Source organism: Pseudoclavibacter sp. Z016, assembly GCF_002931215.1.
Lineage (GTDB): Bacteria > Actinomycetota > Actinomycetes > Actinomycetales > Microbacteriaceae > Pseudoclavibacter.
The window spans coordinates 201,038-224,370 of record NZ_PSTU01000017.1 but is presented as its reverse complement, the minus strand read 5'-3'; the positions used below and the strand labels follow the sequence as shown (position 1 = coordinate 224,370).

27 protein-coding genes are annotated in these 23,333 nt (G+C 69.1%); 11 read left to right on the top strand and 16 right to left on the bottom strand.

Features of this window, described 5'->3' with window-relative positions; all coding sequences use genetic code 11:
* Positions 1-109 precede the first annotated feature (109 nt).
* Together nhaA and C5B99_RS16305 are read left to right on the top strand one after the other, a co-directional pair.
* Positions 110-1,951, top strand: a complete 1,842-nt coding sequence (gene nhaA / locus C5B99_RS16310) for a Na+/H+ antiporter NhaA (RefSeq protein WP_258063457.1) — start codon at positions 110-112, stop codon at positions 1,949-1,951.
* 66 nt (positions 1,952-2,017) lie between these two features.
* On the top strand, positions 2,018-2,620 hold the full coding sequence (locus C5B99_RS16305) for a YdeI/OmpD-associated family protein (protein WP_104243985.1): 603 nt from the start codon (positions 2,018-2,020) through the stop codon (positions 2,618-2,620).
* On the opposite strand, the gene C5B99_RS16300 is transcribed toward C5B99_RS16305, so the two are convergent.
* On the bottom strand, positions 2,617-4,308 hold the full coding sequence (locus tag C5B99_RS16300; RefSeq protein ID WP_258063495.1) for an AarF/ABC1/UbiB kinase family protein: 1,692 nt from the start codon (positions 4,306-4,308) through the stop codon (positions 2,617-2,619). The two genes, C5B99_RS16305 and C5B99_RS16300, sit on opposite strands and share 4 nt — an antisense overlap.
* Positions 4,309-4,463: 155 nt before the next feature.
* Positions 4,464-5,000 (bottom strand): PadR family transcriptional regulator, encoded by a 537-nt coding sequence (locus C5B99_RS16295; protein ID WP_228496668.1) that lies wholly within the window; start codon positions 4,998-5,000, stop codon positions 4,464-4,466.
* Between the two features lie 231 nt (positions 5,001-5,231).
* Between C5B99_RS16295 and C5B99_RS16290 the strand changes: the two genes are divergently transcribed.
* A complete protein-coding gene (locus C5B99_RS16290; protein WP_104243981.1) occupies positions 5,232-5,603 on the top strand; it encodes a PadR family transcriptional regulator in 372 nt (123 codons plus the stop codon).
* Position 5,604: 1 nt separating this feature from the next.
* Positions 5,605-5,967, top strand: a complete 363-nt coding sequence (locus C5B99_RS16285) for a DUF1048 domain-containing protein (protein WP_104243979.1) — start codon at positions 5,605-5,607, stop codon at positions 5,965-5,967.
* Positions 5,968-5,987: 20 nt separating this feature from the next.
* Here C5B99_RS16285 and C5B99_RS16280 read toward each other — a convergent pair whose 3' ends face one another.
* The 6 genes from C5B99_RS16280 to C5B99_RS16255 all read right to left on the bottom strand — a co-directional run bounded on the left by C5B99_RS16280 (position 5,988) and on the right by C5B99_RS16255 (position 9,000).
* Positions 5,988-6,629, bottom strand: a complete 642-nt coding sequence (locus C5B99_RS16280; RefSeq protein WP_104243977.1) for a hypothetical protein — start codon at positions 6,627-6,629, stop codon at positions 5,988-5,990.
* Between the two features lie 164 nt (positions 6,630-6,793).
* Positions 6,794-7,399, bottom strand: a complete 606-nt coding sequence (locus tag C5B99_RS16275) for a hypothetical protein (protein WP_104243975.1) — start codon at positions 7,397-7,399, stop codon at positions 6,794-6,796.
* Positions 7,396-7,977, bottom strand: coding sequence for a DUF6286 domain-containing protein (locus C5B99_RS16270; protein WP_104243973.1), 582 nt, complete (start codon positions 7,975-7,977; stop codon positions 7,396-7,398). The genes C5B99_RS16275 and C5B99_RS16270 overlap by 4 nt, the downstream gene beginning before the upstream one ends.
* Positions 7,974-8,354, bottom strand: a complete 381-nt coding sequence (locus C5B99_RS16265; protein WP_104243971.1) for a hypothetical protein — start codon at positions 8,352-8,354, stop codon at positions 7,974-7,976. Before C5B99_RS16265 ends, C5B99_RS16270 begins: the two co-directional genes overlap by 4 nt.
* The gene (locus tag C5B99_RS16260; protein ID WP_104243617.1) at positions 8,351-8,551 is read right to left on the bottom strand and encodes a DUF2273 domain-containing protein; all 201 of its coding nucleotides are present in this window, start codon (positions 8,549-8,551) and stop codon (positions 8,351-8,353) included. Before C5B99_RS16260 ends, C5B99_RS16265 begins: the two co-directional genes overlap by 4 nt.
* Positions 8,548-9,000, bottom strand: a complete 453-nt coding sequence (locus C5B99_RS16255) for an Asp23/Gls24 family envelope stress response protein (protein ID WP_104243969.1) — start codon at positions 8,998-9,000, stop codon at positions 8,548-8,550. The genes C5B99_RS16260 and C5B99_RS16255 overlap by 4 nt, the downstream gene beginning before the upstream one ends.
* Before the next feature lie 665 nt (positions 9,001-9,665).
* Between C5B99_RS16255 and C5B99_RS16250 the strand changes: the two genes are divergently transcribed.
* Positions 9,666-10,616 carry a helix-turn-helix domain-containing protein gene (locus C5B99_RS16250; protein WP_181065040.1) on the top strand — a complete coding sequence of 317 codons (951 nt, stop codon included), beginning with the start codon at positions 9,666-9,668 and terminating at the stop codon, positions 10,614-10,616.
* 92 nt (positions 10,617-10,708) lie between these two features.
* On the opposite strand, the gene C5B99_RS16245 is transcribed toward C5B99_RS16250, so the two are convergent.
* Positions 10,709-11,176, bottom strand: coding sequence for a helix-turn-helix domain-containing protein (locus tag C5B99_RS16245; protein ID WP_104243966.1), 468 nt, complete (start codon positions 11,174-11,176; stop codon positions 10,709-10,711).
* A gap of 82 nt (positions 11,177-11,258) precedes the next feature.
* Here C5B99_RS16245 and C5B99_RS16240 point away from each other — a divergent pair, with 82 nt between their 5' ends.
* Positions 11,259-12,464: an MFS transporter gene (locus C5B99_RS16240; protein ID WP_104243964.1), complete on the top strand. Its 1,206-nt coding sequence runs from the start codon at positions 11,259-11,261 to the stop codon at positions 12,462-12,464.
* Positions 12,461-13,273: a tyrosine-protein phosphatase gene (locus tag C5B99_RS16235; RefSeq protein ID WP_104243962.1), complete on the top strand. Its 813-nt coding sequence runs from the start codon at positions 12,461-12,463 to the stop codon at positions 13,271-13,273. Before C5B99_RS16240 ends, C5B99_RS16235 begins: the two co-directional genes overlap by 4 nt.
* Here C5B99_RS16235 and C5B99_RS16230 read toward each other — a convergent pair.
* The gene (locus tag C5B99_RS16230) at positions 13,214-14,170 is read right to left on the bottom strand and encodes a DMT family transporter (protein WP_219819667.1); all 957 of its coding nucleotides are present in this window, start codon (positions 14,168-14,170) and stop codon (positions 13,214-13,216) included. The genes C5B99_RS16235 and C5B99_RS16230 overlap by 60 nt on opposite strands.
* 126 nt (positions 14,171-14,296) lie before the next feature.
* On the opposite strand from C5B99_RS16230, the gene C5B99_RS16225 reads away from it, so the two are divergent.
* A complete protein-coding gene (locus C5B99_RS16225; protein ID WP_104243960.1) occupies positions 14,297-15,193 on the top strand; it encodes a LysR substrate-binding domain-containing protein in 897 nt (298 codons plus the stop codon).
* A gap of 362 nt (positions 15,194-15,555) precedes the next feature.
* On the opposite strand, the gene C5B99_RS16220 is transcribed toward C5B99_RS16225, so the two are convergent.
* Together C5B99_RS16220 and C5B99_RS16215 are read right to left on the bottom strand one after the other, a co-directional pair.
* Entirely contained in the window at positions 15,556-16,158 is a 603-nt protein-coding gene (locus tag C5B99_RS16220) for a response regulator transcription factor (protein ID WP_104243958.1), read from the bottom strand.
* Complete coding sequence (locus C5B99_RS16215) at positions 16,155-17,429, bottom strand: sensor histidine kinase (protein WP_181065039.1); 1,275 nt, start codon at positions 17,427-17,429, stop codon at positions 16,155-16,157. Before C5B99_RS16215 ends, C5B99_RS16220 begins: the two co-directional genes overlap by 4 nt.
* 184 nt (positions 17,430-17,613) lie before the next feature.
* On the opposite strand from C5B99_RS16215, the gene C5B99_RS16210 reads away from it, so the two are divergent.
* Positions 17,614-18,108 carry a small multidrug efflux protein gene (locus C5B99_RS16210; RefSeq protein WP_104243954.1) on the top strand — a complete coding sequence of 165 codons (495 nt, stop codon included), beginning with the start codon at positions 17,614-17,616 and terminating at the stop codon, positions 18,106-18,108.
* Between the two features lie 55 nt (positions 18,109-18,163).
* Here C5B99_RS16210 and C5B99_RS16205 read toward each other — a convergent pair whose 3' ends face one another.
* Positions 18,164-18,916: an SUMF1/EgtB/PvdO family nonheme iron enzyme gene (locus C5B99_RS16205; RefSeq protein WP_104243952.1), complete on the bottom strand. Its 753-nt coding sequence runs from the start codon at positions 18,914-18,916 to the stop codon at positions 18,164-18,166.
* 73 nt (positions 18,917-18,989) lie between these two features.
* Here C5B99_RS16205 and C5B99_RS16200 point away from each other — a divergent pair, with 73 nt between their 5' ends.
* Entirely contained in the window at positions 18,990-19,889 is a 900-nt protein-coding gene (locus C5B99_RS16200; protein WP_104243950.1) for an alpha/beta fold hydrolase, read from the top strand.
* 58 nt (positions 19,890-19,947) lie between these two features.
* Here C5B99_RS16200 and C5B99_RS16195 read toward each other — a convergent pair whose 3' ends face one another.
* Together C5B99_RS16195 and C5B99_RS16190 are read right to left on the bottom strand one after the other, a co-directional pair.
* Entirely contained in the window at positions 19,948-20,970 is a 1,023-nt protein-coding gene (locus C5B99_RS16195) for a nitronate monooxygenase (RefSeq protein ID WP_104243948.1), read from the bottom strand.
* Positions 20,971-21,013: 43 nt separating this feature from the next.
* The gene (locus C5B99_RS16190) at positions 21,014-21,661 is read right to left on the bottom strand and encodes a GntR family transcriptional regulator (RefSeq protein ID WP_104243946.1); all 648 of its coding nucleotides are present in this window, start codon (positions 21,659-21,661) and stop codon (positions 21,014-21,016) included.
* Between the two features lie 193 nt (positions 21,662-21,854).
* Here C5B99_RS16190 and C5B99_RS16185 point away from each other — a divergent pair, with 193 nt between their 5' ends.
* Positions 21,855-22,643 (top strand): hypothetical protein, encoded by a 789-nt coding sequence (locus tag C5B99_RS16185; RefSeq protein WP_146081098.1) that lies wholly within the window; start codon positions 21,855-21,857, stop codon positions 22,641-22,643.
* A gap of 144 nt (positions 22,644-22,787) precedes the next feature.
* Here C5B99_RS16185 and C5B99_RS16180 read toward each other — a convergent pair whose 3' ends face one another.
* On the bottom strand, positions 22,788-23,219 hold the full coding sequence (locus C5B99_RS16180; RefSeq protein WP_104243943.1) for a MarR family winged helix-turn-helix transcriptional regulator: 432 nt from the start codon (positions 23,217-23,219) through the stop codon (positions 22,788-22,790).
* Positions 23,220-23,333 lie beyond the last annotated feature (114 nt).

Genomic DNA, 23,333 nt, shown 5'->3' with positions numbered 1-23,333 from the left:
GAGGGATTGACAGGACCTGCCTGACGACCCCGCGCGTCTCCGCTGGGACGTATGCTTCCATCCGGCGAGAAGTCTGAGCACAGACCCCGCCGTCGTGGAGGGGAAGCCATTGGGCCAGCAGAAACAGGATTGGGTCCGTCTCGTCGCGGACCGTCTGCGCACCGAGTCGGGAAGCGCCCTCCTGCTCGTCGGCGTCGCGGTGTTCGCGCTGCTCTGGGCGAACTCGCCCTGGTCTGAGTCGTACGTGCAGCTGTGGGAGACCCACGCCGCCATCGGCATCGGCGATTTCCGCATCGACATGAGCCTGCACCACTGGGTGAACGACGGCTTCATGGTCATCTTCTTCTTCCTCATCGGTCTGGAGGTGCGACAAGAGCTCGCGGTCGGCTCGCTGCGTGACCGGCGCCAGGCTCTTGTGCCTATCGTCGCGGGCCTCGCCGGAGTCGCTCTCCCAGCGCTCATCTACCTCGTCATCGCCGGGCGGGACGCCCCGGAAGCGTGGGGAGCCGTCATCGGCACGGACACGGCGTTCCTCCTGGGCGCGCTTGCGCTGGTCGGTCCGAAGATGTCGAGCCAGCTGCGCGTCTTCCTGCTGACCCTCACCGTCGTCGACGACTTCCTCGCCGTCGCCATCATTGGCATCGTCTACACGGAGTCCGTGCAGTGGATGCCCCTCGGCATCGCCGTCGTCTGCCTCGTCTTCCTGTTCCTCCTGGCCCGCGCGAACGAGTGGCGTAGCAGTCCGTACATCGTCGTCATCGTCGTGCTGTGGGCCGCGACGCTGCTCTCCGGTGTGCATCCGTCGCTCGCCGGAATGGCGGCTGGGCTGCTCATTCCGGCCTCTGACCCGGATCGGGAGGACGTGGTGCGAGCGAAGCGGCTCTTCCGCGACTTCTGGCAGTCACCCCGCGCCGACGCTGCCCGCAACGTGCGGCTCGGCCTCGCCAAGTCGATCTCCGTCAACGAACGGCTCCACGAGGTGCTGCTCAGCCCCGTCGCGCTCTTCATCGTGCCGGTCTTCGCGCTCGCGAACGCGGGGGTCGACCTGCGGGGCGGGATGCTCGGCGACGCGCTCACCTCCCCGGTCACGTGGGGTGTCGTCGCAGGCCTTGTCCTCGGCAAGTTCGGCGGCATCGCCCTCGGCAGCTGGATCGCCGTGCGTGCTGGCCTCGGCACCCTCCCGCAGGGCGTCGGCATGGGCAGCGTCTTCGGCGGCGCCGCGCTCAGCGGCATCGGCTTCACGATGTCGCTGCTCATCATCTCGCTGGCGCTCGAGGGCGAAGTCGCCGGGCAGGCCATCGTGGGCGTCTTCATCGCCATGGTGCTCTCCTGGGTGCTCGGCTGGCTCACCTTCACGTTCGCGCGCGTCAAGATGAACGAGACGACGGCCGACCTGCCGACGAAGCTGTCGCGCCCCGTCGACCCCGAGCGCGACCACCTCCTCGGCGACCCGGACGCGCCGGTCACGATCGTCGAGTACCTCGACTTCGAATGCCCGTTCTGCGCGCGAGCGACCGGCATGTGGCAGGACCTCGGCGAGTATTTCACCGACGGAGGGGCGCGCTACGTGGTGCGCCACCTGCCGCTCGAGGACTACCACCCGCACGCCTTCCAGGCCGCGATCGCCGCTGAGGCCGCCGCGAACCAGGGGAAGTTCTGGGAGATGCACAACCTGCTCTTCGCGAACCAGGAGCGTCTCGACGTGCAGTTCCTGCGCGGCTACGCGGAGGAGATCGGGCTCGACCTCGACCGGTTCGACCTCGACATGCTCGACGACGAGCTGCCGAGGCGCATCCGCGACGACATGCAGAGCGCCATCGACAGTGGGGCGCGTGGCACTCCGACGTTCTTCCTCGGCGAGACACGCCACAGCGGTGCGCATGACGCGCGCACGCTCATCGCGACGATCGAGGCGCAGCGCAAGGAAGCTGCCATCCGCCGTCGTTCCTAGCGCGAAGCTCGACGCAGATTGGCCTTGGCATCCCCGGCACGAGGCGCCGGGTCGTACGATCTCCTCATGGCTGACACGAAGAGCGCTCTCGTCGAGGAGAGTGCGGCACCGGACACCGACGCTGTGCGATTCGAGGCACGCGTCATCGGCGCCCCGGTCGTCGGCGATTCGGGCGAGCGGTTCATCGTCCGGTTCCCGGACGACGCGAGCAGGATGCTGCCGTCCCGCGGCCAGGTTGCCGTGACCGGTTCGATCCGGCCGGATGGCGCGGAGACTGCTAGACCCTTCGACTCCGTCATCGAACCCGACGGGCTCCGGGGTCACTGGCTGGACGTCGCGGCCGCGCTCGGTGCGGGTATCGGGGCCGGCGATGTCGTGGCCGTCGAGCTGCGACCTCGAGGCGACTGGCCAGAGCCGGTCGTTCCCGAGGACTTCGCCGCCGCGCTCGCGGAGGCACCCGAATCCGTCGCCACCTGGAACGACATCACGCCGATGGCGAGGTGGGAGTGGGTGCGATGGATCAACGCGACCCGCAACCCGCAGACGCGTCTGCGCCGCGTCGAGGTCGGCCTCTCGAAGCTCGAGGCGGGCAAGCGCCGCCCGTGCTGCTTCGACCTCTCCTCGTGCACCGACCCTGAGCTGTCGAAGAGCGGCAAGCTCGCGGTCTAGCCTCGACGCCGACCGAAGACCGTTCCTGTGGCGAGCAATAGCGGCACGACCGAGACGCTCATGAGCACGATCCCGAGTGGGGCGAGCTGCGGCAGCAGGAGCACACCCGCGATGAGCAGCGCGGCGAACACGATCGCCGAGACGACCCCGCGCAGCATCCGCTCGAGTGAGCGCATGTACCGGTCGACGCTGGGGGTCTGCACCTTGAGCTGGCCGGCCTCGAGGCGAGTGGTGAGCGCGTCGAGTCGACCGGGGAGGGTGACTGCGGTCGCCAGCGCGGAGATCGCCTGCTTGGCGACGGCCTGTACCGTGTTGCCGCCCTCGTCGCGGGTGAGGGTGCGGGCGAACGGGTCGACCGCCTCCCACATGTTGAAGTCCTTGTCGAGCGCCGAGGTCACGCCGGAGACGAGCGAGATCGCTCGGATGATGAGCAGGAAGTTCTCGGGCAGCTGGAACGGCATCTCGCGGATGGTGTCGCGGAAGCGGTCGGCGAAGTCGCCGAGCTCGGCAGGGTCGACGCGTTGCAGCTCGGCGACGCCCATTCCTCCGAAGCGGCCGAAGAGCTCGGTCATCGCCTGCTCGAGCTCGATGGTGTCACCGGCAGGGAGGAGCACGCCGACGCTGCGCATCGACCGCACGAGCCCTGGCCCGTCGCGAGAGACGATCGCGAAGATCAGCTGGCGGAGGCTCGCGCGGAGGGTGTCGGAGATGACGCCCATCATGCCGAAGTCGATGTAGGTCAGCTCCCACGTGACGGGCGCGAGCGTCTCGGGGCCGCCCTCGGCATCGGCGTCCGTCGGGGCGGGCTGTCTCGGTGTGGCCAAGGGCGTGACGAAGATGTTGCCGGGGTGCGGGTCGGCGTGGAAGAACCCGGCGACGAACAGCTGCTGGAACGTGGCCCTCGCCAGTTCGTTTGCGACCTCGACGGGGTCGATGCCCGCCGCGCGCAGGGCATCCACGTCGGTGATCTTGATCGCGGTGACGTCGGAGAGGGTGAGGATGCGCGACGCGGTGCGCTCCCACACGACCTGGGCGGCCCCAACGCGCGGGTCGGTCTCGAAGTCGGCGGCGAATCGCTCGGCGCTCGTGCCCTCGTGGATGTAGTCGATCTCTTCGAGGCTCGTCGCGGCGAACTCCTCGACGAGGGCGGGGGCGTCAGCACGCTTCGAGACGAGCTCGACTCGCTTGAGGAGCTGGCCGACGCGGCGCAGTGCGCGGAGGTCGGTCTCCACGAGGTCCTCGATGCCGGGCCGCTGCACCTTCACGACGACGTTGGAGTAGCCGGTCTCCTCGGCGAGCGCGGGGGTGAGCACAGCGCGGTGCGCCTGCCCGAAGGAGGCGGCGGCGATGGGAGTCTCGTCGAAGCTCGCGTAAGCCTGTCCGAGCGGCATGCCGAGCTCAGCCTCGGCCTGTGCGCGGATGGCCGGGAACGCGACCGCGGGCACCTCATCCTGCAGCCCCTCGAGCTCCGCGGTGATCTCCGGTGGCAGCACATCGAGGCGCGACGACAGGAACTGGCCCACCTTGATCATGAGCCCGCCGAGCTCGACCGCGAGGGCGTGGAAGCGTCGGGCGAGGCGCTGCATGCGCGCCGTGCGTCCGCGTTCCGCGAGCTTCCCGAGACGGATGCGGGGCAGGAAGATCTCGAACCACCAGATCTGCACCATCGCACGCTGCGCGAACCGCACGATCCTGCGGTACCTGGCACGGCCTTCCGCCGAGAGCTTCGTATCGCTGCTGCGGACGGCACCGGGCCGGGTGACGGCTCGCGCCTGCGCCGCGGCTGCGGTCAGTCTGCTCTCGGCGGCCAGCTCCTCCGTGAGGCCGGGGCCATCGGTCACGTTCAGTCCTCGGCGAGGATCGAGTACAGCTTGCGCCGTGTCTCGTCGAGCAGTGCTGCGGCCCGTTCGGCCTGGTCGGGGGTGGCGCTGCTCTGCACCTGGACGACGGCCTGGGCGAGGCGAGCGCCGGCCTTCGGGAGGGTCGCTGCGCGCTCGGCGCGGCGGGCGGCAGGCGACTCCCAGGGGAGCTCTCCGGCTGAGGCATCCACCGCGACGGCGCGGCCTTCTTCGGTGAGCGCGTAGACCTTGCGCTCGCCGGTGACCTCGGGCACGACGAGGCCCTCGTCGGAGAGCAGCTGGAGTGTGGGGTAGACCGAGCCGGGGCTGGGCTTCCAAGCGCCACTCGTGCGGGCTTCGATGGCCTGGATCAGCTGGTAGCCGTGCTGTGGGCCCTCGAGGAGCGCGACGAGGAGGGCGGTCCTGACGTCTCCGCGGCCGGCTCGAGCAGTGGTCGGTCGCGAGGCGAAGGTCTCGCGGATCTCATCGACGGCTTCGCGGAGGCCGAAGCCGAGTCCGCCTGGGGTGTGCTGAGCGACCATGTGCATTCCTTTCGAGTGCCGAGCATCCGGTGGCGATCGTGTCGACCGGGTGGATGCGCGGATTGGCGATACCTGACGACACCCGACGATACATCGGTGAATGTCGGCGAAGCTGTGCATTCCGGGTGGCTCTGAGTGTTGACAGACAATCACTTGTCTTTGTTGCTAAGTACCAGTACTCGGTGTTACTTTGTACCGGTATTCATTGTTACTGAGTAGAGAAGGTGGCCGATGGGCAGGCAGGCATCCGAGATGCTCAAGGGCACGCTCGAAGGCATCGTGCTCGCGATCCTCGCGAAGCGCTCCGCCTATGGGTACGAGATCACGAGCTGGCTCCGCGAGCAGGGCTTCGTCGACATCGCCGAGGGAACGGTCTACGCGCTCCTCGTGCGCATCGAGCAGAAAGGCCTCGTCGACGTCGAGAAAGTCCCGTCCGAGAAGGGCCCGCCGCGGAAGGTCTACACGATCAACGCTGCGGGCACCGAGTACCTCGCGGAGTTCTGGCGCACGTGGGGCTTCCTCGTCGAATGCCTCGAGCAGCTCCGAGGCACCATCACCGCACCATCCGCTGCAACCAGCACAGACATCGAGAGAGGCAACTGACATGGCCGCCAAGTGGATCGAATCGCTCACGGGCTCATTCGAGGAGAAGAAGCAGTACAAGGAGGCACAGGCTCGGCTGGATGCGCTGCCGGAGCCCTACGGCAGGGTTGCGAAGGCCGTCCAGCGCTACCTCATGTACTCCAGTGGCGTCGTCGATGGCGAGTCGATGGTGCGCATGAACGCTGATCTCGCCGACCTCTGGGAGCGGGCCGTGGCCGATGACGCGCCTGTCCGCGACATCGTGGGCAGCGACCCGGTCGACTTCGCCGAGACGTTCGGGCAGTCGTACTCAGGGAAGCAGTGGATCGACAAGGAGCGCGCCCGCCTGGTCACGGCCGTCGAAGAAGCGGAGCGAGGGCAGTAGTCAGCCCCCCACCGACGGTCTCAGGCGGGCGGGAACGTGCAGGTGACGGTGGGGAGCTCGATTCTGAGGTCGTCGTTCGCCATCAGGTCGCTTGGAGCGATCGCCTTCGAGAAGAGCAGTCGCAGCGTGACCATTCCAGCCGCGCCTCCGGAGTGGTGGGCGAACGTGATCGGGGTCATCTTCGGGTCTGCGCTCTGCGTGACCGGAAGCGTCTGTGTCGGCGCCGGATCGGCGGATGCCGTGGAGAGCACTGCGAGGGATTCGATCATCGTCCCCCTCCCGTCGACGACCTCCACGGCGACCGCCGCGGGGCGGCTCGACCCCGCTGCAGACGAGCGGCGGGTCGCGCGCGCCCGGGTGGTGAAGGTGTACGTGCGGCCAGGGGTCACCGGGAAGGCGTAGCTCGCACTCCAGGTGGCGGGAGCAGCCGTGCCAGCGGCGTCCATCCCGGAGACCAGGGTGACACCCGTCGGGCTCTCGAAGCCGTTCGTGCCCGAGCCCTCGACGAACGCACCCGTGAGCGGGCCGGCGTCGATCTTCCACGCCGAGCGTGAGGTGGAGTTTCCGAGGCAGGGGTACTCGGGGGGAGCAGTAGGGGCGACCGCGGCCGCAACGACAGGTGCGCTCCAGGCCGGGCCCCTCAGAATCCGTCGCGCGGTCATCTGCAGGGTGGCGGTCAGTGTCGGTTCCCGTCGCGCTTCTGCTGTCGCTTTTTCGCGCTGCGTCGTTTGGTGATGATGCCGAGGGCAAAGGTGATGATGCGGAGGAACATGGTGGTGGAGCTTTCGGATTGGAGCTGGTTCGTGCTTGTTGGGTGTGGGTCTGGCTACTGCAGGCGAGTCGGCTTCTGGGTCTGTGCTCTGAACCCGCCGGTCAGCTGGAGGAGCACCGGCAGTTCCCTGCCGAGCAGTGCGTCGAGGGTTTGGAGGTCACGTTCGACGAGGTCTGCGGCGTCCCTCGGGGAGACCCCTCGCCGACAGCTCGCCGAGACTTTCAGCGCCGGGGTTCCGCGCACCTCGTAGGCGGAGACGGTTGTCGCGATGAACTCATCGCGTTCGCCGAGCGAGTCCGAGAGCGCGTCTCTGGCGACACTGACGTCCACGACAGTCGGTCCCGCCTTCGACGCTCGGTCGTGGACGATGGTGCCGGTGCGCCCCTGGCCCTGCCGAAGCGTGAAGGCGAGGAGCAGGATGATGCCGATCAGGAGGACGGCGACGACGGCGATCATCAGCCAGCTGAAGTCCGTGCCGGGGAACGGCGTCTGCTGGAGCCAGCTGCCGACCTGCGTGGTGACCGCTTCGGAGATCGGGGTCCAGGTGTCCTTCGCCCCGGGCAGCCAGGCGCCGATGGCGGCGGCGGCTCCGATGGCCAGGAGGAGGACCCCGAGGGTGGCGATGAGGAGGCGATTGAGGCCGCGGTTCGTGTTGTTCATGCGCCGACCTTTCCGGTCTGGGCGACGCGCACCTTGGCGGTGACGCGTGGGGTGAGCTCGTACTGCTCGAGCTGCTGCGTGACGGCCGCTGCGATGACGGCCTTGTCGACGGGGACACCGGATGCGGGCGTGAGGTGCACGTCAGCTCGTCGGTGGGACACGGACACGGTGACGTTGTCCGGGCTGACCTTGCCGGCGTGCGCCGCATGGCGGGCCAGTGCTGAGGCGATGACCGCGTTGTCGGCGACGGTTGCGGTCCTGGTGGAGGCGATCGTGTGTCGTCCGCGTCGACCTGGGGTGAGTCCTGCGATGAGCAGGATCAGCCCGATGATGGCGACGACGACCCCGGCGATGCCCACATATTGTGCGGGCTGCTCGAGGACACCCAGTGTCGAGGTGAACATGTCAGCCGGTGCCACCAGGAGCGCCGGGAGGGCGAGGAGTGCCAGCACCACCTCGGTGCCGACCCAGGCCGCGACGATGATCAGCAGCACGGCCAGGACGATCGCGAGCGCCGACCGTGGCGAATGCGTCTCGCGCCGAGCGACCCGTTTGTAGAGGGAATCGTGGTTGCTCATGTGACTCGTTCCTCGGGTCGGATGTCGAGCCCGGTGATCCGCAGCATGACGCGGTCGACGTGCGAGTCGGTCAACGTCTGGAAGCGGTCCCGGATCGCGACCTTCGCGGCTTCGACTCGATCGAGGATCGCCCCGCCGCTGCGTTCGATGGCGGCGTCCTGCGAGCGGATGCGGGAGAGGGAGGGCACACGAATCGGTGTGCTGATCCGCAGCGCGAGGTTGCCGTTGTGGTCGTCGAGGTCGACGTTGACGTTGCCGGCGTCGACCCCGAGGGCGTCACCGGCGACAGCTGACGCGACACGAGTCAGGGCCTTCGCGGTGAGTCGTGTTGTGCCTCGCTGCGCCGCGCCGTGGTGTGTGGTCGCGGCGATGCTCATGAGGAGGTGTTCCGTCCTCGGATGACGTCGACGAGGGCGCTGGCGTCGAGCTTTCCTTCGAGGATGCGTCCGATGACGCCGCCGATGATCATCGCGATCGCGACGAAGAAGAACGCCCAGAAGCCGAGGATGATCCAGGTGAGCGCGAGGACTGCGCCGATGAGGATGCCGGTTCGGGTGAGGGATGCGGTGTTCACTCGACTCGCGCTTCTTCCGTCTTGTTGGTGTCGTTGTCTTCGGAGGGGAGGTGGACGTCGTTGACGGTGACGTTGACCTCGGTGACCTCGAGGCCGACGATCGTCTCGACGGCGCGGATCACGTCGGCGCGGACGCCGTCCGCGACGTCCTGGAGGGAGACGGGGTACTCGGCGACGATGGTGACGTCGACGGCGACCTGCTTCTCGCCGACCTCGACGCTGATGCCCTGGCTCTGGTCGGTGGCGTTGATGGCGTTGCGGATGGCGCCGATCGCGCGGGCCGCGCCGCCACCGAGGTCGTAGACACCACGGGCGTCGCGGGCGGCGATGCCGGCGACCTTCGCGACGACGCCGTCATCGATCGTGGTCTTGCCGTTGGCGGCGTGAGCGGGGCGCAGATCCTTGCGGTCGCTGGACGAGGTGCTGACGTTCGGGGTGGTGTTCGACATGATGCTCTCCTTGTGGTTGCCCGGCGGTGCGGGTGCACCTGCTGCGGGGTCGTGCTGGTGAGACGTGTGCTTTTCATGATTTGTCACGAAATACTTGAGAAAAAAAATTTAGGGCCCGATCGCGCGTCGTGATGGTGCGGGCGAAGGGGTGAGAAGAGGTCTTGGTTGGGGTGGAGGTCGCAGCTGCGGTCCGCTGTAATGCGCGAGTGGTATTTCACATTGCGTGCACCTAGCGAAGTGAATTCGTATCTGCCCGGTGAGCATATGCACGGCGTACGCGGCGGTAGCCGAGAGTTCCTCCCCGCTTTGTGGCCCAATTCGGGTCTGATACGTCTCCTGATCTGGGTTTTCCTGTGAATGCGAATACTGGATCGGCTCGCGGACGACTTTGATTCAGCTCGCCGACGGAAATGATTCTGGCGGGGAAGAAGTCGCCGAGTGACTCGCAGTTTGCTGCGTTCCAGCTCACTTCCCCGGGTGTTTTCATCCGGTGAGATGCCCGACCTGGTTCTCCAACCCATCCGACAGAATGGAATGTGTGACGAACACCGCGCTCGTGTCGTCTCACCAGGGAACGTGCGGTCTGCGCGTTCTCCGAATGACATCGAGCGATTGGAGTGGGTGAGGTGCAGGAGCACACGAGTCAGGCAGACACCGAGGTTGCCATGAGGGAGTCGAGCGACGGCCAGTGGCCGACGCGGACGGAACTCCCTCGGGTGGTCTCGCTCACTGTCGACGAGGTGGGGCCGGAGGCCGTCGAGACCGTGCGGGGCTGGGGATGGCATCTCCAGTCGGACGGTCAGGACTTCAGGGTCGTCGGCGATGTGCTCAAGAACGACACCTTCGCCCTCAGCCGCTACCGCCACACGGCAGCGACCTTCCGATACGAAGTCCCGAGCGCCTTCGCCGGGGGCGCCGCCAGGCTGCTCCTCGCCTGCCTGGAAGGCGAGGTCGTGGTCGACATCGCCGGAACGCTGGAGACGCTCACCCCCGGCAGCGTGCTGTTCGCCAACCCGGAGGATCTCGTCAGCAAGACGTCGAATGGCCCGGTCAGCAGCCTCCTGGTCATCTTCCCCCGCCCCCAGTCCTTCACGGAGAACTACGTCGGAACGACCTCGGCGTCGGATGCCTACCTGCAGGTGCTCGTCGACGCCTCCGCATCCATCCTCAGCGGCGGACTCCGTGCTGAGGACCCCGCCTTCACCCGCGTCGGGCTGGGCGTCGAGGCGCTGGTCTGGGCGCTGGCGACTCAGACCGAGCTCCGCACGCTCAGCACGGCGAGCACCGACCTCGCTCACGTCTACAGCGAGGCCGTCAAGTACGTCTCCCGGTTCGCGTCAGACGAGGCGACCACGGTGAACTCGATGGCCGCCGCCCTCGGCGCATCCCGGGCGCACCTGTATCGGGCATTCGCCGCGACGGGTGACACCGCGTCGGCCTACCTCAGGAGGGCGCGCGTGCGCCTCGCACAGCGCCTGCTGCTCGAGGGAGCGAATCAGGATGCGGCCGCCAGGGGCGCGGGTTTCGGCACGGCGCGGCGCATGCGGAGTGCCCTGGCCGCGGCCCCGGACGCCGCGGTGTCGCCGCAGAAGGCGATCCTTCCCGCGGCGGAGTGAGCTGACGCTCGCTTGCTCGTCTCGCCCGCACGGAGTCTCGTCTTTCCGTCGAGCCCTCCGCTCGGCAGTCTGCCTCAGGGATAGATCGGGGTTCAGGGGTGCGAGTCCTGCGCAGCCACGTGCTCGACGCGCGTGTTCTCGCTCGTCAGCAAGCTCCCATCGGCGGCCTTCGGGGTGAGCTCCGGCACCCGGATGCCGTCCTCGCCGACCAGTGACGAGTGCGCCTCCCCGCTGGAGAAGGCGTGGTGTTCGCCCCACTGCCGCAGCGCGACGATGACGGGAAAGAGGTCACGACCCGCTTCAGTGAGCTCGTACACTCTGCGTTTCCCGGTCGGCGCATCCACCTGGGCCAGGAGCCCGGCCGAGATGAGTTTCCGGAGTCGATCGGTGAGGATGTTGCGCGCGATGCCGGTCCGCTGCTGGAAGTCGGTGAAGGAACGGGCGCCGTCCATGGCGTCGCGGACGACAAGCAGGCTCCAGCGGTCGCCGACCAGGTCAACGGTGCGGGCAACTGGACAGCTCGGGTCTGTCCAGTCTTGGCTCGCCGTGGAGCTCGACATGTGATCTCCCTTGAGTTGCGTACTGCAACCATTTTGCCCTACGTTCAAACAGTTGCAATGTGCAACTGATTGCGAGGGGTCTGTGAATCGAGGTACGAGAGCGCTGCTCGCGGTCATCTGCGGAGTCGCCGTGGCGAGCATCTACGCGAGCCAGCCAGTGCTCGGACAGATGGGTCGCGAGTTGTCGGTGCCCGTCGAGGCCGTCGGGTGGCTTGTCGCCGCCGCCCAGCTCGGCTACCTCGTCGGCCTGATCCTGCTCGTGCCATTGGGGGACCTGCTCAACCGCAGACGGCTCATCGTGGTGCACCTCGTCCTGCTGGCCGGTGCACTTGCCCTCGTCGCGGCTGCGCCCGTCGCCTGGGTCGCCTTCGCGGGCCTCGCGAGCACCGGGATGCTCGCCGTCGTCGTGCAGACGGTCGTCGCCTACGCCGCCGCGCTCTCGGACCCTGCGGAGCGCGGCCGCACCCTGGGTGTCGTCACCTCCGGCGTGGTCATCGGGATCCTCGGTTCCCGCATCCTGTCTGGCGCCCTTGCCGACCTCTGGGGCTGGCGCAGCATGTTCGTCGCCCTAGCGGTGCTCGCCGTTGGCCTCGCGGCGGTCGCCCTGTTCAGGCTCCGGGCGGACTCCCGCACCGTACTGGTGCCGCCGTACCTGGGGGTGCTGCGCTCGTTCTTCCACCTGCTCGCGCAGCCGTCCCTGCTCGGACGCGGTGCGATCGCCTTCTTCCTCTTCGCCTCATTCGGCGCACTGTGGAGCGGGATGACCGTGCCTCTGGCGGGTGCTCCCTGGCATCTCAGCGAGACGCTCATCGGTGTCGTGGGCATCGCGGGACTCACAGGTGCCCTCGGCGCAGCACGAGCCGGACGGTGGGCGGACGCGGGACACGCGAATCGCGTGGCGGGAATCGCGCTCGTCGTGCTCCTCGCGTCCTGGCTCCTCATCGCCCAGCTCACCTGGTCGCTCATCCTCCTGCTGCTGGGAGTCGTCGTCCTGGACTTCGCCGTCCAGGCCGTGCACGTCAGCAACCAGCACATCCTCACCAGCGCCGACCCGGGCCGGGTCAGCACCACCATCGGCGCATATATGGTCTTCTACTCCCTTGGCTCGGCCACCGGTGCGGCGTCCACCACCGCCGTCTACGCCTGGGCGGGTTGGCACGGGTCCGCGATGCTCGGAGCCGCGTTCGCGGCCGCCGGCCTCGTCGCCTGGGTGCTCGCCTCTTCCGTGCGGCGGGCCTCACACGCGACCGAGGGAATGTCGGAGCCCCGTCCTAGGCTGGTCGCATGACGACGGCGACATCACTCCAGGGCACCTTCAACTTCCGAGACACCGGCGGCATGCCGCTGGCGGCCGGCGGCACGACGACGCCCGGCGTCTTCTACAGGTCAGATGCGCTGAGCTCCCTCACCCAGACCGGCCTCGAGGAGCTCGCCGCGAGCGATATCGGTGTCATCGTCGACCTCCGCACCCCCTCCGAGCGGCAGATGGCGCCGGACCGCCTCCCCGTGAGTCGCCCGTTCCGTGTTGCGGAACTGCCCCTGCTCGAAGGGGCCGTATCCGGTCTTGTCCAGCAGGGGCTGCAGTCGGCGGCGGGCGGTGGAGACCCGGCCGAGCAGGCGAAGGCTCTCGACGCGGTGCTCGCGCAGATCCCGTCGCTCGGCGAGCTCTACGTCGGCATGCTCGAGCACGGGGCCACGTCGTTCGCTGAGCTCGCACGCCTGGTCGCCAACGCGACGACCGCCCCGCCGACAGCGGTGCTCGTGCATTGCACCGCAGGCAAGGACCGCACCGGAGTGGGCTCGGCGCTGCTGCTCGACGCGGTCGGCGTCGAGCGATCGGCGATCGTCGCCGACTACACGTCGTCCGGTGAGCACCTCGCGGGCGAGTGGGCTGAGCGCATGTACGGCATGGTCGCGCAGTACGGCCTGCCGCTCACCGACGAGATCAAGGACCTCGTCGCCGCCACCCCGGCCTCGGCCATCGAGCGTGCCCTCGAATGGGTGGATGCCCACGGCGGCTCGGCCGCCTACCTGCAGTCAGGCGGGCTCACCGGTGCGGAGTTCGCTGCGCTCAAGGGCCGCCTCACCGGCGCCTGAACCGGGATCCTCGGGCGTCGGGGCGCTCGGTGGCGCGGCGCGTCCCGCCGAGCGCTCGACGCCGATGCCCGCCACGATGACCAGCGCGAGACCCACAACCGGCAGGATGCCCGGCACCTGGTGCAGGAGCAGCAGCCCGATGACCAGTGCGACGGCGGGCTCAAGGCTCGTGAGGGTTCCGTACGCGGCCGCGGTGATGCGGCGCAGCGCCTGGATCTCGAGCATGAACGGCACGGTCGGCAGGAGAACGGCCAGGCCCAGGCCCGCGAGGGCGGCCTCCCAGGTGAGCAGCGGGATCGTGCTCGGCGCCGCGATGAGGCTCGCGATGACGGCGGCGACCGGAATCGACACGGCGAGGCCGCGTACCCCGCTCAGCTCGTCACCCACCCGCTGCGTGCAGAGGATGTAGACGGCCCAGCAGGCGGCGGCGGCGAGCGCGTACAGCACGCCGAGCGGGTCGATGTTCCCCGTCCACGGCTCCGTGAGCAGCACGACCCCGACGGCCGCGATCAGCGGCCAGAGCAGTGCCCGGCCGCGGCTGCGCAGCACGGCGACGGCAAGCGGGCCGAGGAACTCGAGGGCCGCGGCAGTGCCGAGGGGGATGCGGTCGATCGCGAGCGTGAAGAGCAGCGTCATTCCCGAGGTCGCCGCGCCGAGCACAACGCACGCCAGGAAGCTGCTGCGCGTGAACCACGAACGGCGTGGGCGCACGATGACCAGCACGAGCGCTGCCGCGAACACGAGGCGGATCCAACCGGTGCCGAGCGGGCCGAGCTGCTCGAACAGGCCCGTGCTGAGCGCGAGCCCGAGTTGCACGAAGAGCATCGCTGAGATGGTCATGAGCGTGCCGGAACGCGCAGTTCCCCGCGGAGCTGGCGCGAGCTTGGACGTGGTCATGGAATCAGGATGTCGCTCGGCGGTGTCCGTGTCCACGCGAGATGAGCGAACACATCGTTCGCGAAAGACGCACAATGATGGAGTGGACGGTGACGCCCGCGACCAGGATCACCGGCTGGAGGGCCCATGGAGACACGACGCCTCGAGTACCTCGTCGACCTCGACCGGCTCGGCTCCATGCGCGCGGTCGCCGAGCTCCACCGAACCACGACGTCCGTCGTGTCACAGCAGCTCGCACTCCTGCAGCAGGAGCTGGGTGCGCGACTCCTCGAGCGAATCGGACGCGGGGTGCGGCTGACCGCCGCGGGTGCTCGGCTCGCGACGCGCGCATCCGGAATACTGGCGAGCCTCGACGATGCGAAGCGCGACTTCGACCCCGAGGGTGAACCGCAAGGCACGCTGCGCGTTGCCGGCTTCGCCACGGCGGCCCGCGCCCTGTTCCCGATCATGCGCGAACTCGCCGCCTCGCACCCGGGGGTGCGCCTCGTGCTCGAGGAGCAGGAACCCGACGAAGCGCTCGCGCTCGTGGATGCCGGCCGAATCGACCTGGCACTCGTCTACGACTACACGCTCGCCCCGCTGCGCATCCCCGCCCGCTACGAGAGCGTGCGGCTCTGGCAGGGGGAGTGGGGCATCGGCATGGCGGACCGCCACGCCGACGCGCTCCCGGGCCGCGGGCGGGTGCCGCTGCCGAACCGCGAGCTCATGCTCGCGCTGCGCGACCAGGAGTGGATCGGCAACTCCAGGAACAACGCCGATGAGATCGCGATCGGCGTGCTCGCATCGCTCGCCGACTACGAGCCGAACGTCACCCACCAGTCCGACGACCTGGCCCTCGTCGAAGACCTCATCGCCGCCGAGTTCGGGGTCGGGATGCTGCCCCTCACGAGGCAGCAGCGCGACAACGTGCGGATCGTGCGGATGCAGGACCCGCCCATGCTGCGCGCATCCGCCGCGTACCTCCGCGGCACCGCGGAGTGGCCGCTGCTGCGCCACGTGCTCGACCGGCTCACCCCCGGCTGACCTGGTTGCGCCCCCTCCTGCTGGCCTTCCGTCCGCGGTCCGCCCGGTGTTCGCTCCACATTCAGGCCCCCTGGTTCTCGGGATGGGTTCCACGCTTCGGGATGGGTTGCAAGCCATCTGCGTGCGTCGGAGCCATCCCGAAGCGTCGGTGTCCTCCTGACCTGAGTCCGCGGTCGCCGACGGCCGACCGGATTGGCGCGGCGGACCGGACGCGGTTCCGCGAATCTCCCTCGCGCGTGGGTGTGGCTGCTGTTTCGGGATGGGTTCCACGCCTCGGGGTGGGTTGCAAGCCATCCCGAAGCGTGGAACCCATCCCGAAACGGGGTGGTGGGTGGCCGATCCGCCGCGCTGGAGCCGCCGCGCTAGATCCAGCCGCGCTCGCGGGCCACGACGGTCGCCTGCTGCCGGGTCGAAACGGCGAGCTTGCCGAGCGCCGACGACACGTGGTTGCGGACGGTGCCGGGGGAGAGGTGCAGGGTGCGGGCGATCTCCGCGATCGTCTCGCCGCGCTGCCCGGCCCGCAGAACGTCGAGCTCTCGGTCGGTGAGGGGGCTGCGTTCGTCGGCGAGCGCATCCGCGGCGATCTCCGGGTCGACGTAGCGTCGGCCAGCGGCGACGCGGCGGATGATGTCGGCCACCTCCTCGGCGCGGCGGGACTTCGGGATGAACCCCTCCACCCCCGCGGAGAGCGCCCGACGCAGCACCCCGGGCCTCGCGTGCCTCGTGACGACGATGCACCGCACCTCGGGCAGCCCCTGCAGACGTTCGGCGACTTCGACACCGTCGAGGCCGGGCATCTCGAGGTCGAGCAGGCAGATGTCGGGCTTGAGGCGCAGGGCCGTCTCGACGGCGGCCGTACCCGTGCTGCACTCGGCGATCACCTCGAGGTCGTCCTCGAGGCGCAGCAGCGAGGCGAGCGCCGTGCGGATCATGTCCTCGTCGTCGGCGAGCAGGACCCGGATCATGCGTGTCCCTCTGCGCTCGCCGCAGCCTGCTGGGCGGCGACGGGCAGTCGCACCTGCACCGTGAAGCTCGTGCCGTCGTTCCAGGCTTCGACTTCACCGCCGCTCGACTCGAGGCGCTCGCCCATGCCCGTGAGGCCGCTGCCCCAGGCGACGTCGGCACCGGCGCGAGTCCCGGAATGAGTACCGGCCCCGGCGCCGACCCCGCTGCTGTCACTGCGGTCGGCGGCATCGTTCACCATCCGGTAGAGCCACGTGTCGCCGTCACGGCTGAGCTCGATCCGGGCGCGGGCGCCGTCGCCGTGCTTGAGCACGTTGGTGACGCTCTCGCGCACGATCGGTCCGAGCACGGCGGCTGGGGCCGATGCGGTGCCCGGTCCCACGTGCATCCGCACGTCGTGGCCGGCGGCGCGCAGCAGGTCGGCCGCGTTCTCGAGCTCGTCGGGCAGGGGCACGCCTCGGAAGCTCGTCGCGAGCGCCCGGGTGCCGGCGCGCGCCTCGTCGACGGCGCCCTGGGCGGCGCGGATCTGCTCTGCAGCCGCCGCCGGGTCCTTCGTGAGGAGCCGCTCGGCGAGCTCGAGCTGCAGCGCGATCACCTGCAGGTGGTGGCCCTGCAGGTCGTGGACGTCGTTGGCGAGGCGAAGGCGCTCACGGGTCGCGGCGAGCTGGCTCTCGGCGGCGCGGGCCCGATCGAGTTCGAGGACGATCTCCCACCACCATAGCGAGAAGGCGGTCATGGTGGGCAGCATCACGATGAAGAACGCGGGTGCCGAGAACGCGCTGGAGGGGATGCCCTGCCTCGTGAAGCTGGACGCCTCCACGAAGACGAGCGCGGTCACGAGCACCGTCGCCCCGACGACGACCCGCCACCGCACGCCGGGTGTCCACGGCCGGACGGCCAGGACGAACCCGAGAACCCCGACCGCGGCCAGTACCGACGACGTGCCGACTCCGAGCAACAGCGCGCCCAGAGCGGCGAACGCGAACCCGGTCATGTTGAGCGGCGACCGCGGGTGCCGTTCGCCGTCACGGGCGGCGTGCACGCTCGGTCGGTAGTCGAGGAGCAGGAAGACGCTGGACGCGATCCAGGCGGCCCCGCCGGCGATCGCGACGGGGAGCCGCCAGGGCGCGTCGAGCGCCGGCGACGCCCAGGCCCACAAGACCCAGAACATGCCCGTGAACGCGACGAAGGAGACGACCCCCACCGCCGTGTACCACCAGGTGGCGGTCACGCCGCGGGCCAGCGCGATCTCGCCGATGCGTGGAGTGCTCATCCCTCCACGGTAGGCCAGCGGGGGGCGCGCGACCCGTGACATATGTCACGAAGCGGCACGCGCATCCTCACGAGGAGTGGTGACGCGGTGACACTGCTGCTGCGCGAGCATCCCGACTGGAATGGAGTCATCACCGCGGTACTCCGACGCGGCAGCTCAGATCGCAGCTTCGAAAGGCCACACCATGAATCCCATCGCAGAGCTCATCCTCGGCTTCCAGAACCTGATGGCGCAGCTGCCCGAGTGGCTGCAGCCGCTCATCGTGGCACTCGCCGGCGCGGTTCCCTTCATCGAGGGGGAGGGGGCGGCGACGATCGGCATCATCGGCGGCATCAACCCGGTTATCGCCGCGGTGGCGGGCGCCCTCGGGAACTTCATTGCGGTAGCCCTGGTCGTGTACCTGGGCGCTGCCATCCGGGCCCGCTTCGCGAAGTCGCCGGCGGATGCGAAGCCGAAGACCGCGAGCCGCGAGAAGTTCCAGCGCGCGTTCAACCGCTACGGGGTCGCCGGTGTGAGCCTCCTCGGCCCGCTGCTGCTCCCGACGCACTTCACGGCCGCCGCGCTCGCGGGAAGCGGCATCTCGAAGGGGCGTGTGCTGGTGTGGCAGGCGGCCGCGATCGTCCTGTGGACGACCCTGCTGACGCTCATCATCACGGGCGTCATCCAGTTCGCGGTCTGACGGCTCGCTGTTCGAGCCGACGCCACGTCAGGCTGAGGATGGCGGCTGGCGCGGGTCAGCTCTGAGGGGTCCACCCGAACGGGGTGGGTCCCTCGAGTGTCGCGCGCTCGCGGTCGGCTGCCGCTGACCAGCCCTGGGCCGCATCCACGGCGTCGAACCCGCCGCGCGCGACGCGGAACCCGACGTCCTCGTGGTGCATGCGGGGCGCACCGCCGCGGCGAACGGAGGCGCGGACGCTCCACGTGTCGTCGGCGTAGCCGCCGCCCCTGAACACGCGGTAGTCGTCGTAGCGGGCAGGGTCGAGGTGATCCCAGCACCATTCCCACGTGTTCCCGAGGGTGTCGAAGAGGCCGTTGAGGTTGGGGTGCTTGCCGCCGACGGGCTGCGGACTGGTGACGCCGTCGAGGCTCGTCCAGGCGACGTCGGCGAGCGGCCCGTACTGGGCGGTGGTCGACCCGGCGCGGCACGCGAACTCCCACTCCGATTCGGTGGGGAGGCGGATGCCGTCGGAGTCGACGTGCCACGTGACCTGCTCGCCGTCGTACGAGTACGCGGGGTCGAGCCCTTCCCATTCGGAGGCGGCGTTGCAGAAGCGGATGGCGCGCAGCCAGCTGACGTCGGTCGCTGGCCGTTCGGGGTGGCTGGTCCCATCGTCGGTGGCTTCGCCGAGGAGCTCGCCGAGCTGCGACTGGGTGACGGCGTAGACGCCGATCTCGAACGGTTCCAGCTCGACGCGCCTGCGCAGCTTCCGTCGGGCGTCGTGCAGCTCGACGGTGCCGCCCTCGATGGCCGAGAATTCGATATCCATTGGGGCCATCCTCGCACCGGAGGCTGCCACCGGCGCCTGGCGAGTGATTGTCGGGGCGTGAGAGCATGCCGGGATGATCGACTCCGCCGCCTTCGTGACCACCCCCGACGGTCGTCGCCTGCGCACGTTCGCGAGCGGGCCGCTCGATGCAGGCACGGTGGTCGTACTCGAGGCGGGCCTCGGTGCGAGCGGCCTCTACTGGGGGCTTGTGCACCGGATGCTCGCGGAGCGCGTGCGGGTCGTCGCCTATGAGCGTGCCGGGTATGGGGAGAGCGCACCGGATCCCGCCCCGCGCACGCTGGAGCGGCTCGCGGATGACCTCGACGCGGTGGTGAACGCGCAGGAGCCCTCTCGGCTGGTGCTCGTCGGCCACAGTTGGGGTGGGCCCATCGTGCGGCGCTTGGCAGCACGTCGCCTGGCGGCGGGTGCGCCGATGGATGGGGTTGTGCTGGTCGACCAGAGCGACGAGCACGCGGCCCTGTATTTCCGGCCCTCGACGCGGCTGCTGTTCGCGTTCTCGGCCGCGGTGCTGGAGCCCGCCGCCCGACTCGGCCTGCTGCGTGTGCAGCTGCGGAGCCTCATCGATGGGATGGACCCGATCGCTGCGGCGCAGGCGCTGGATGCGTCGACGAACCCGGCCGCGGCACGGGCCGCCGCCGCAGAGCAGCGAATGGTGCGGAGCGAGCTCGCCGGGTTGCGGTCGCGTCCGCCGCGGCTTGGCGACCTCCCCATGCGGGTGATCTCGGGCACGAAGGAGACGCCGGGGGACCGCACGCGCGGCCCGCTGATCGCGGCGCACCTCGAGACGGTCGCCGCGCATCCTGGGGCCGTGCACGTGCGGGCGGAGCAGTCGGGCCACGTGGTCACTGCGTCCGAGCCTGAGCTGGTGGCGCGGCAGGTGCTCGAGTTGGCGCTGCACGCAAGCGATCGCGGGGTCGACTCGCGTGCATCCGGAGACGATTCATCGATCTGAGGGCCAAAGGGACGCGGTCGCCAACGCCCCCGAGCCCGCCAGGATCAGCGGCGCGGTCTCACGGTTCGAGAGCATCGAGGATCGCGACGACGGGGCCGTCCTCTGCCTCTCGCCAGCCCTGTCCTGCCCAGAGATTGACGAGCGTGCTGTCGCCCGCAGCCGTGGCTTTCGCCCGCATGGGGCGGGTCAGGTGATGCAGTGCTGGGTACCCGACTGGCGCATCCACGTGGCTCTCGACGAAGGCGTTGACGAGCGCACGTGCGGGGCGGCCCGTGAATGCCCGCGTGAAGGCCGTCTCGGTGTACTGCTCATCTGCGAGCGCAGCCTTGTGCACGGCGGATGCTCCGCTCTCGTCTGACCGAAGCACCGCGGTGCCGACCGCGACCATGTCAGCGCCTGCGCCGAGGAGCTCGAGCACCTGCTCGCGACGCGTGATCCCGCCCGACGCGATCAGGGGCAGGTCCGTGACCGTCCGGACGCGCTCGATGAGCGTCGCGAGCGCGATGTTCTCGGGGAAGGTGTCCGGATTCCACACGCCGCTGTGTCCGCCGGCGTCGTGCCCCTGAACGGTGAGGGCGTCGGCGCCGGCTGCCGCGGCCTGTCGGGCCTCATCGACGGACGTCACCGTCTGTATCGTGAGAATCCCTGCCGCCTGCAGCCTCCGAAACGTCCCCGCCGAGGGCAGCCCGAACGTGAAGCTCACCACCGGCGTCCGGCTGAGGATGACCGCATCCAGCTTCTCCGACCATTCGTCGTCGTCTTCCAGCCTGGCGGCCATGGTCGCGGCATCGTCGTGCGTCGACGCGTGCTCGCGGATGCTCTCCCAGTACGCGGAGTATCCCGCCTCGTCGATGGGGTGGGGGTTGGGGACGAAGAGATTGACGCCGAACACCGACACCCCGGCCTCGGTCACCTCGGCGATCTGTGCGTTCAGCGCCGCCGCCGTCTTGTACCCGCCGGCGAGCTGCGCGAAGTGTCCTGCGCGGGCCGCGGCGACGACGAGACCAGGGCTGCTCGGGCCGCCAGCCATGGGTGCGACGGCAACGGACTTGAGTGTGTCCAGTGGGGAGGGGAGCGTCATGGTCTTGCCTTTCCGCGGGTGTGCATTGGTTCGGTGATGTGGGTCACAGTGGCCCCATGAGGGACCCGTGCGTGTGATGGATGTGCGCGCGGAGCTCGGCGAGGAACGCGCCTCGATCCCCGGTGCGCACGTGCTCGACGAGGCGTCGGTGCTCCGCGATGAACTCCGACCACCGGCCAGCGACGTCGTCGTAGGTTCGGAGCGTCATCGCCGCCTGACGCTGTCGGAGCTTGTCGTAGAACTCCAACAGGATCGGGTTCCCTCCTGCTTCGACGAAGATGCGGTGGAAGTCGATCGTGAGCTGCACGACGCGTTCGTAGCTGCCCTGCTCGAGCTCGGTCAGCTGATCCTGGATGGACTTCTCGAGCCGGATGCACAACCGCTGCCGTGCCTCGACGGACAGGGAGTCCAGGGCGGCAGACTCGAGTACCTGCCTCGCGTCCGCGACGGCTCGCGCTTCCTCGGCCGTGAGGGTGCGGACCAGCGCCCCGCGCTGCGGGAAGATCGTCACCAGCCCATCTGCTTCCAGGCGACGGAGGGCGCCGCGCACCGGAGTCCGGCTGACCGCCAGGCGCTTCGACAGGTCGTTCTCGCTCAGCATGCTGCCTTGCGCGAATGTTCCGTCGCGCAGCCACGCGAGCATCTGCTGGTAGGCCACCTCGGTCGCGGTGGGTGGCGGTGGCGTCCTCATGGGCCGAGTGTACAACTGGGATCCCAGTTGTACGGGAAGTTCAGCTGGGATCAATACTCCGAGGCGGCCACCCGGGTCAAGCCGTCACCGGTTTTCGGCGGTCGTTCACGCCCCGCAGGTAGTCTGCTTAGAGCGGTTGGGCCTCCTTGTGTGTCGCCGACCTTTCCGCGGTTCCCCCATTCGAAGGATGTTCATGAGTTCCCAGCCCTCCCCAGGACCGAGTCGTCGGGCCGTCGTCACCACTGCCGCCTGGGCGTTGCCGACCGTCAGTGCCGCGCTCGCCGCGCCCCTCGCGGTCGCCTCGACCGCGCCGGCTCCAGAACCCCTCACGCTGGGTCCTGATGGGGCGGTCGTCTCCGACGGTGAATCCACGGTCTCGCTGCGCGGGTTCGCGGCCACGACCGAGGCGGGGACCCGTCCGCAGACCGTGCAGCTCGCATACTCTTCGCCGATCACGGGCCCATCGAGCGCCGCCGTCGATTCCGAGACGGGCGAGTTCGAAGTCACGGTCAACGTGAGCGGCTTCTATGCGGGGGCGAGCTCGGGCCAGGAGTTCACGGGCACCGTCTCGGCCTCGATCACTGACGGCGCGTCGGTCTCGGTGACGGTGGACGTCGTCGCCCCGCGCACCGCGCCCGGAGAGACGACCGGCACCATCAACTTCTCCCCCAACCAGTACCGGGGCAGCGAGGTCGACGGGGTCACGATCTTCCCGACGCTCACCGGCGTCGTCACCGTCAATCGCGGTGCGCTCCCGGCCGAGGTCATCCTCAGCTTCTCCGACGTCAGCGAAGGGCGCGTGGATCTGCGCCGCGACGCCGGGCTGATCGTGCCGATCAACCCGACCACGGGCGCGTTCAGCGTAGACGGCGTGTACAACGCCATCACCGGCGGAGAGAACCCGTTCGGCTTCATCTACGCGGGCGTCAACAACGCCGCGAACGTCACCTACGGCCTCGCGGTGGCGGAGCTCGACGGGTAGTCGATCACCCAACTCCACGCGCACTGAACTCAGCCCCTGACTGCCAAGTCGGGGGCTGAGTCGTGTGCCGTGGGTACGCCAGGCGGGGTTCAGCTCGACTCATCGGGAGTCGGTAGGAGGGGGGATCCGCGTGCCCGAGGGTATTCAGGCCAGGCGCGACGGTGCGCTTCCGAGGAGCTCGGTGATTCGCGCGAGGTCGGACTCGCCGATGTTGGCGAGCGGTGAGCTGGTCGAGGCGAGCTCGACGATCGCGTCGCGAGCTGCACGGCCCTCGGGAGTGAGCTCGATGACGCGCTGTCGGAGGTCGGTCGGGGACGGCTTTCGCGTGACGAGCCCCTTGGCCTCGAGCTGGTGGCACATGAAGGTCACGTTCTGCGGGGTGCAGTGCGTCCGTTCGGCGGCCGTGCGCATCGACGGTGCTGGCCCGTCGGGGTCGATCACCCAGAGCAGGTGAGCGGTGACTGCGGTGAGCCCGAACTCTGCAAGTGCCGGCTCGAGCGCATCGTTCGTGCGGGCGACGACGTCGTACGCGGCGAAGAGGGCCTCCGACAGCTTCTGTGCGCGTTCGTCTCCCATGCGCTCACCCTAGCACTTGCTACAAGACTTGAAGCTTCTGCTACAGTCACTTCAGAACTTGAAGGAAGTGGGTGGTCGACGTTCAGCTGCCGCCTGGCTTCCCCGCGAACGCAA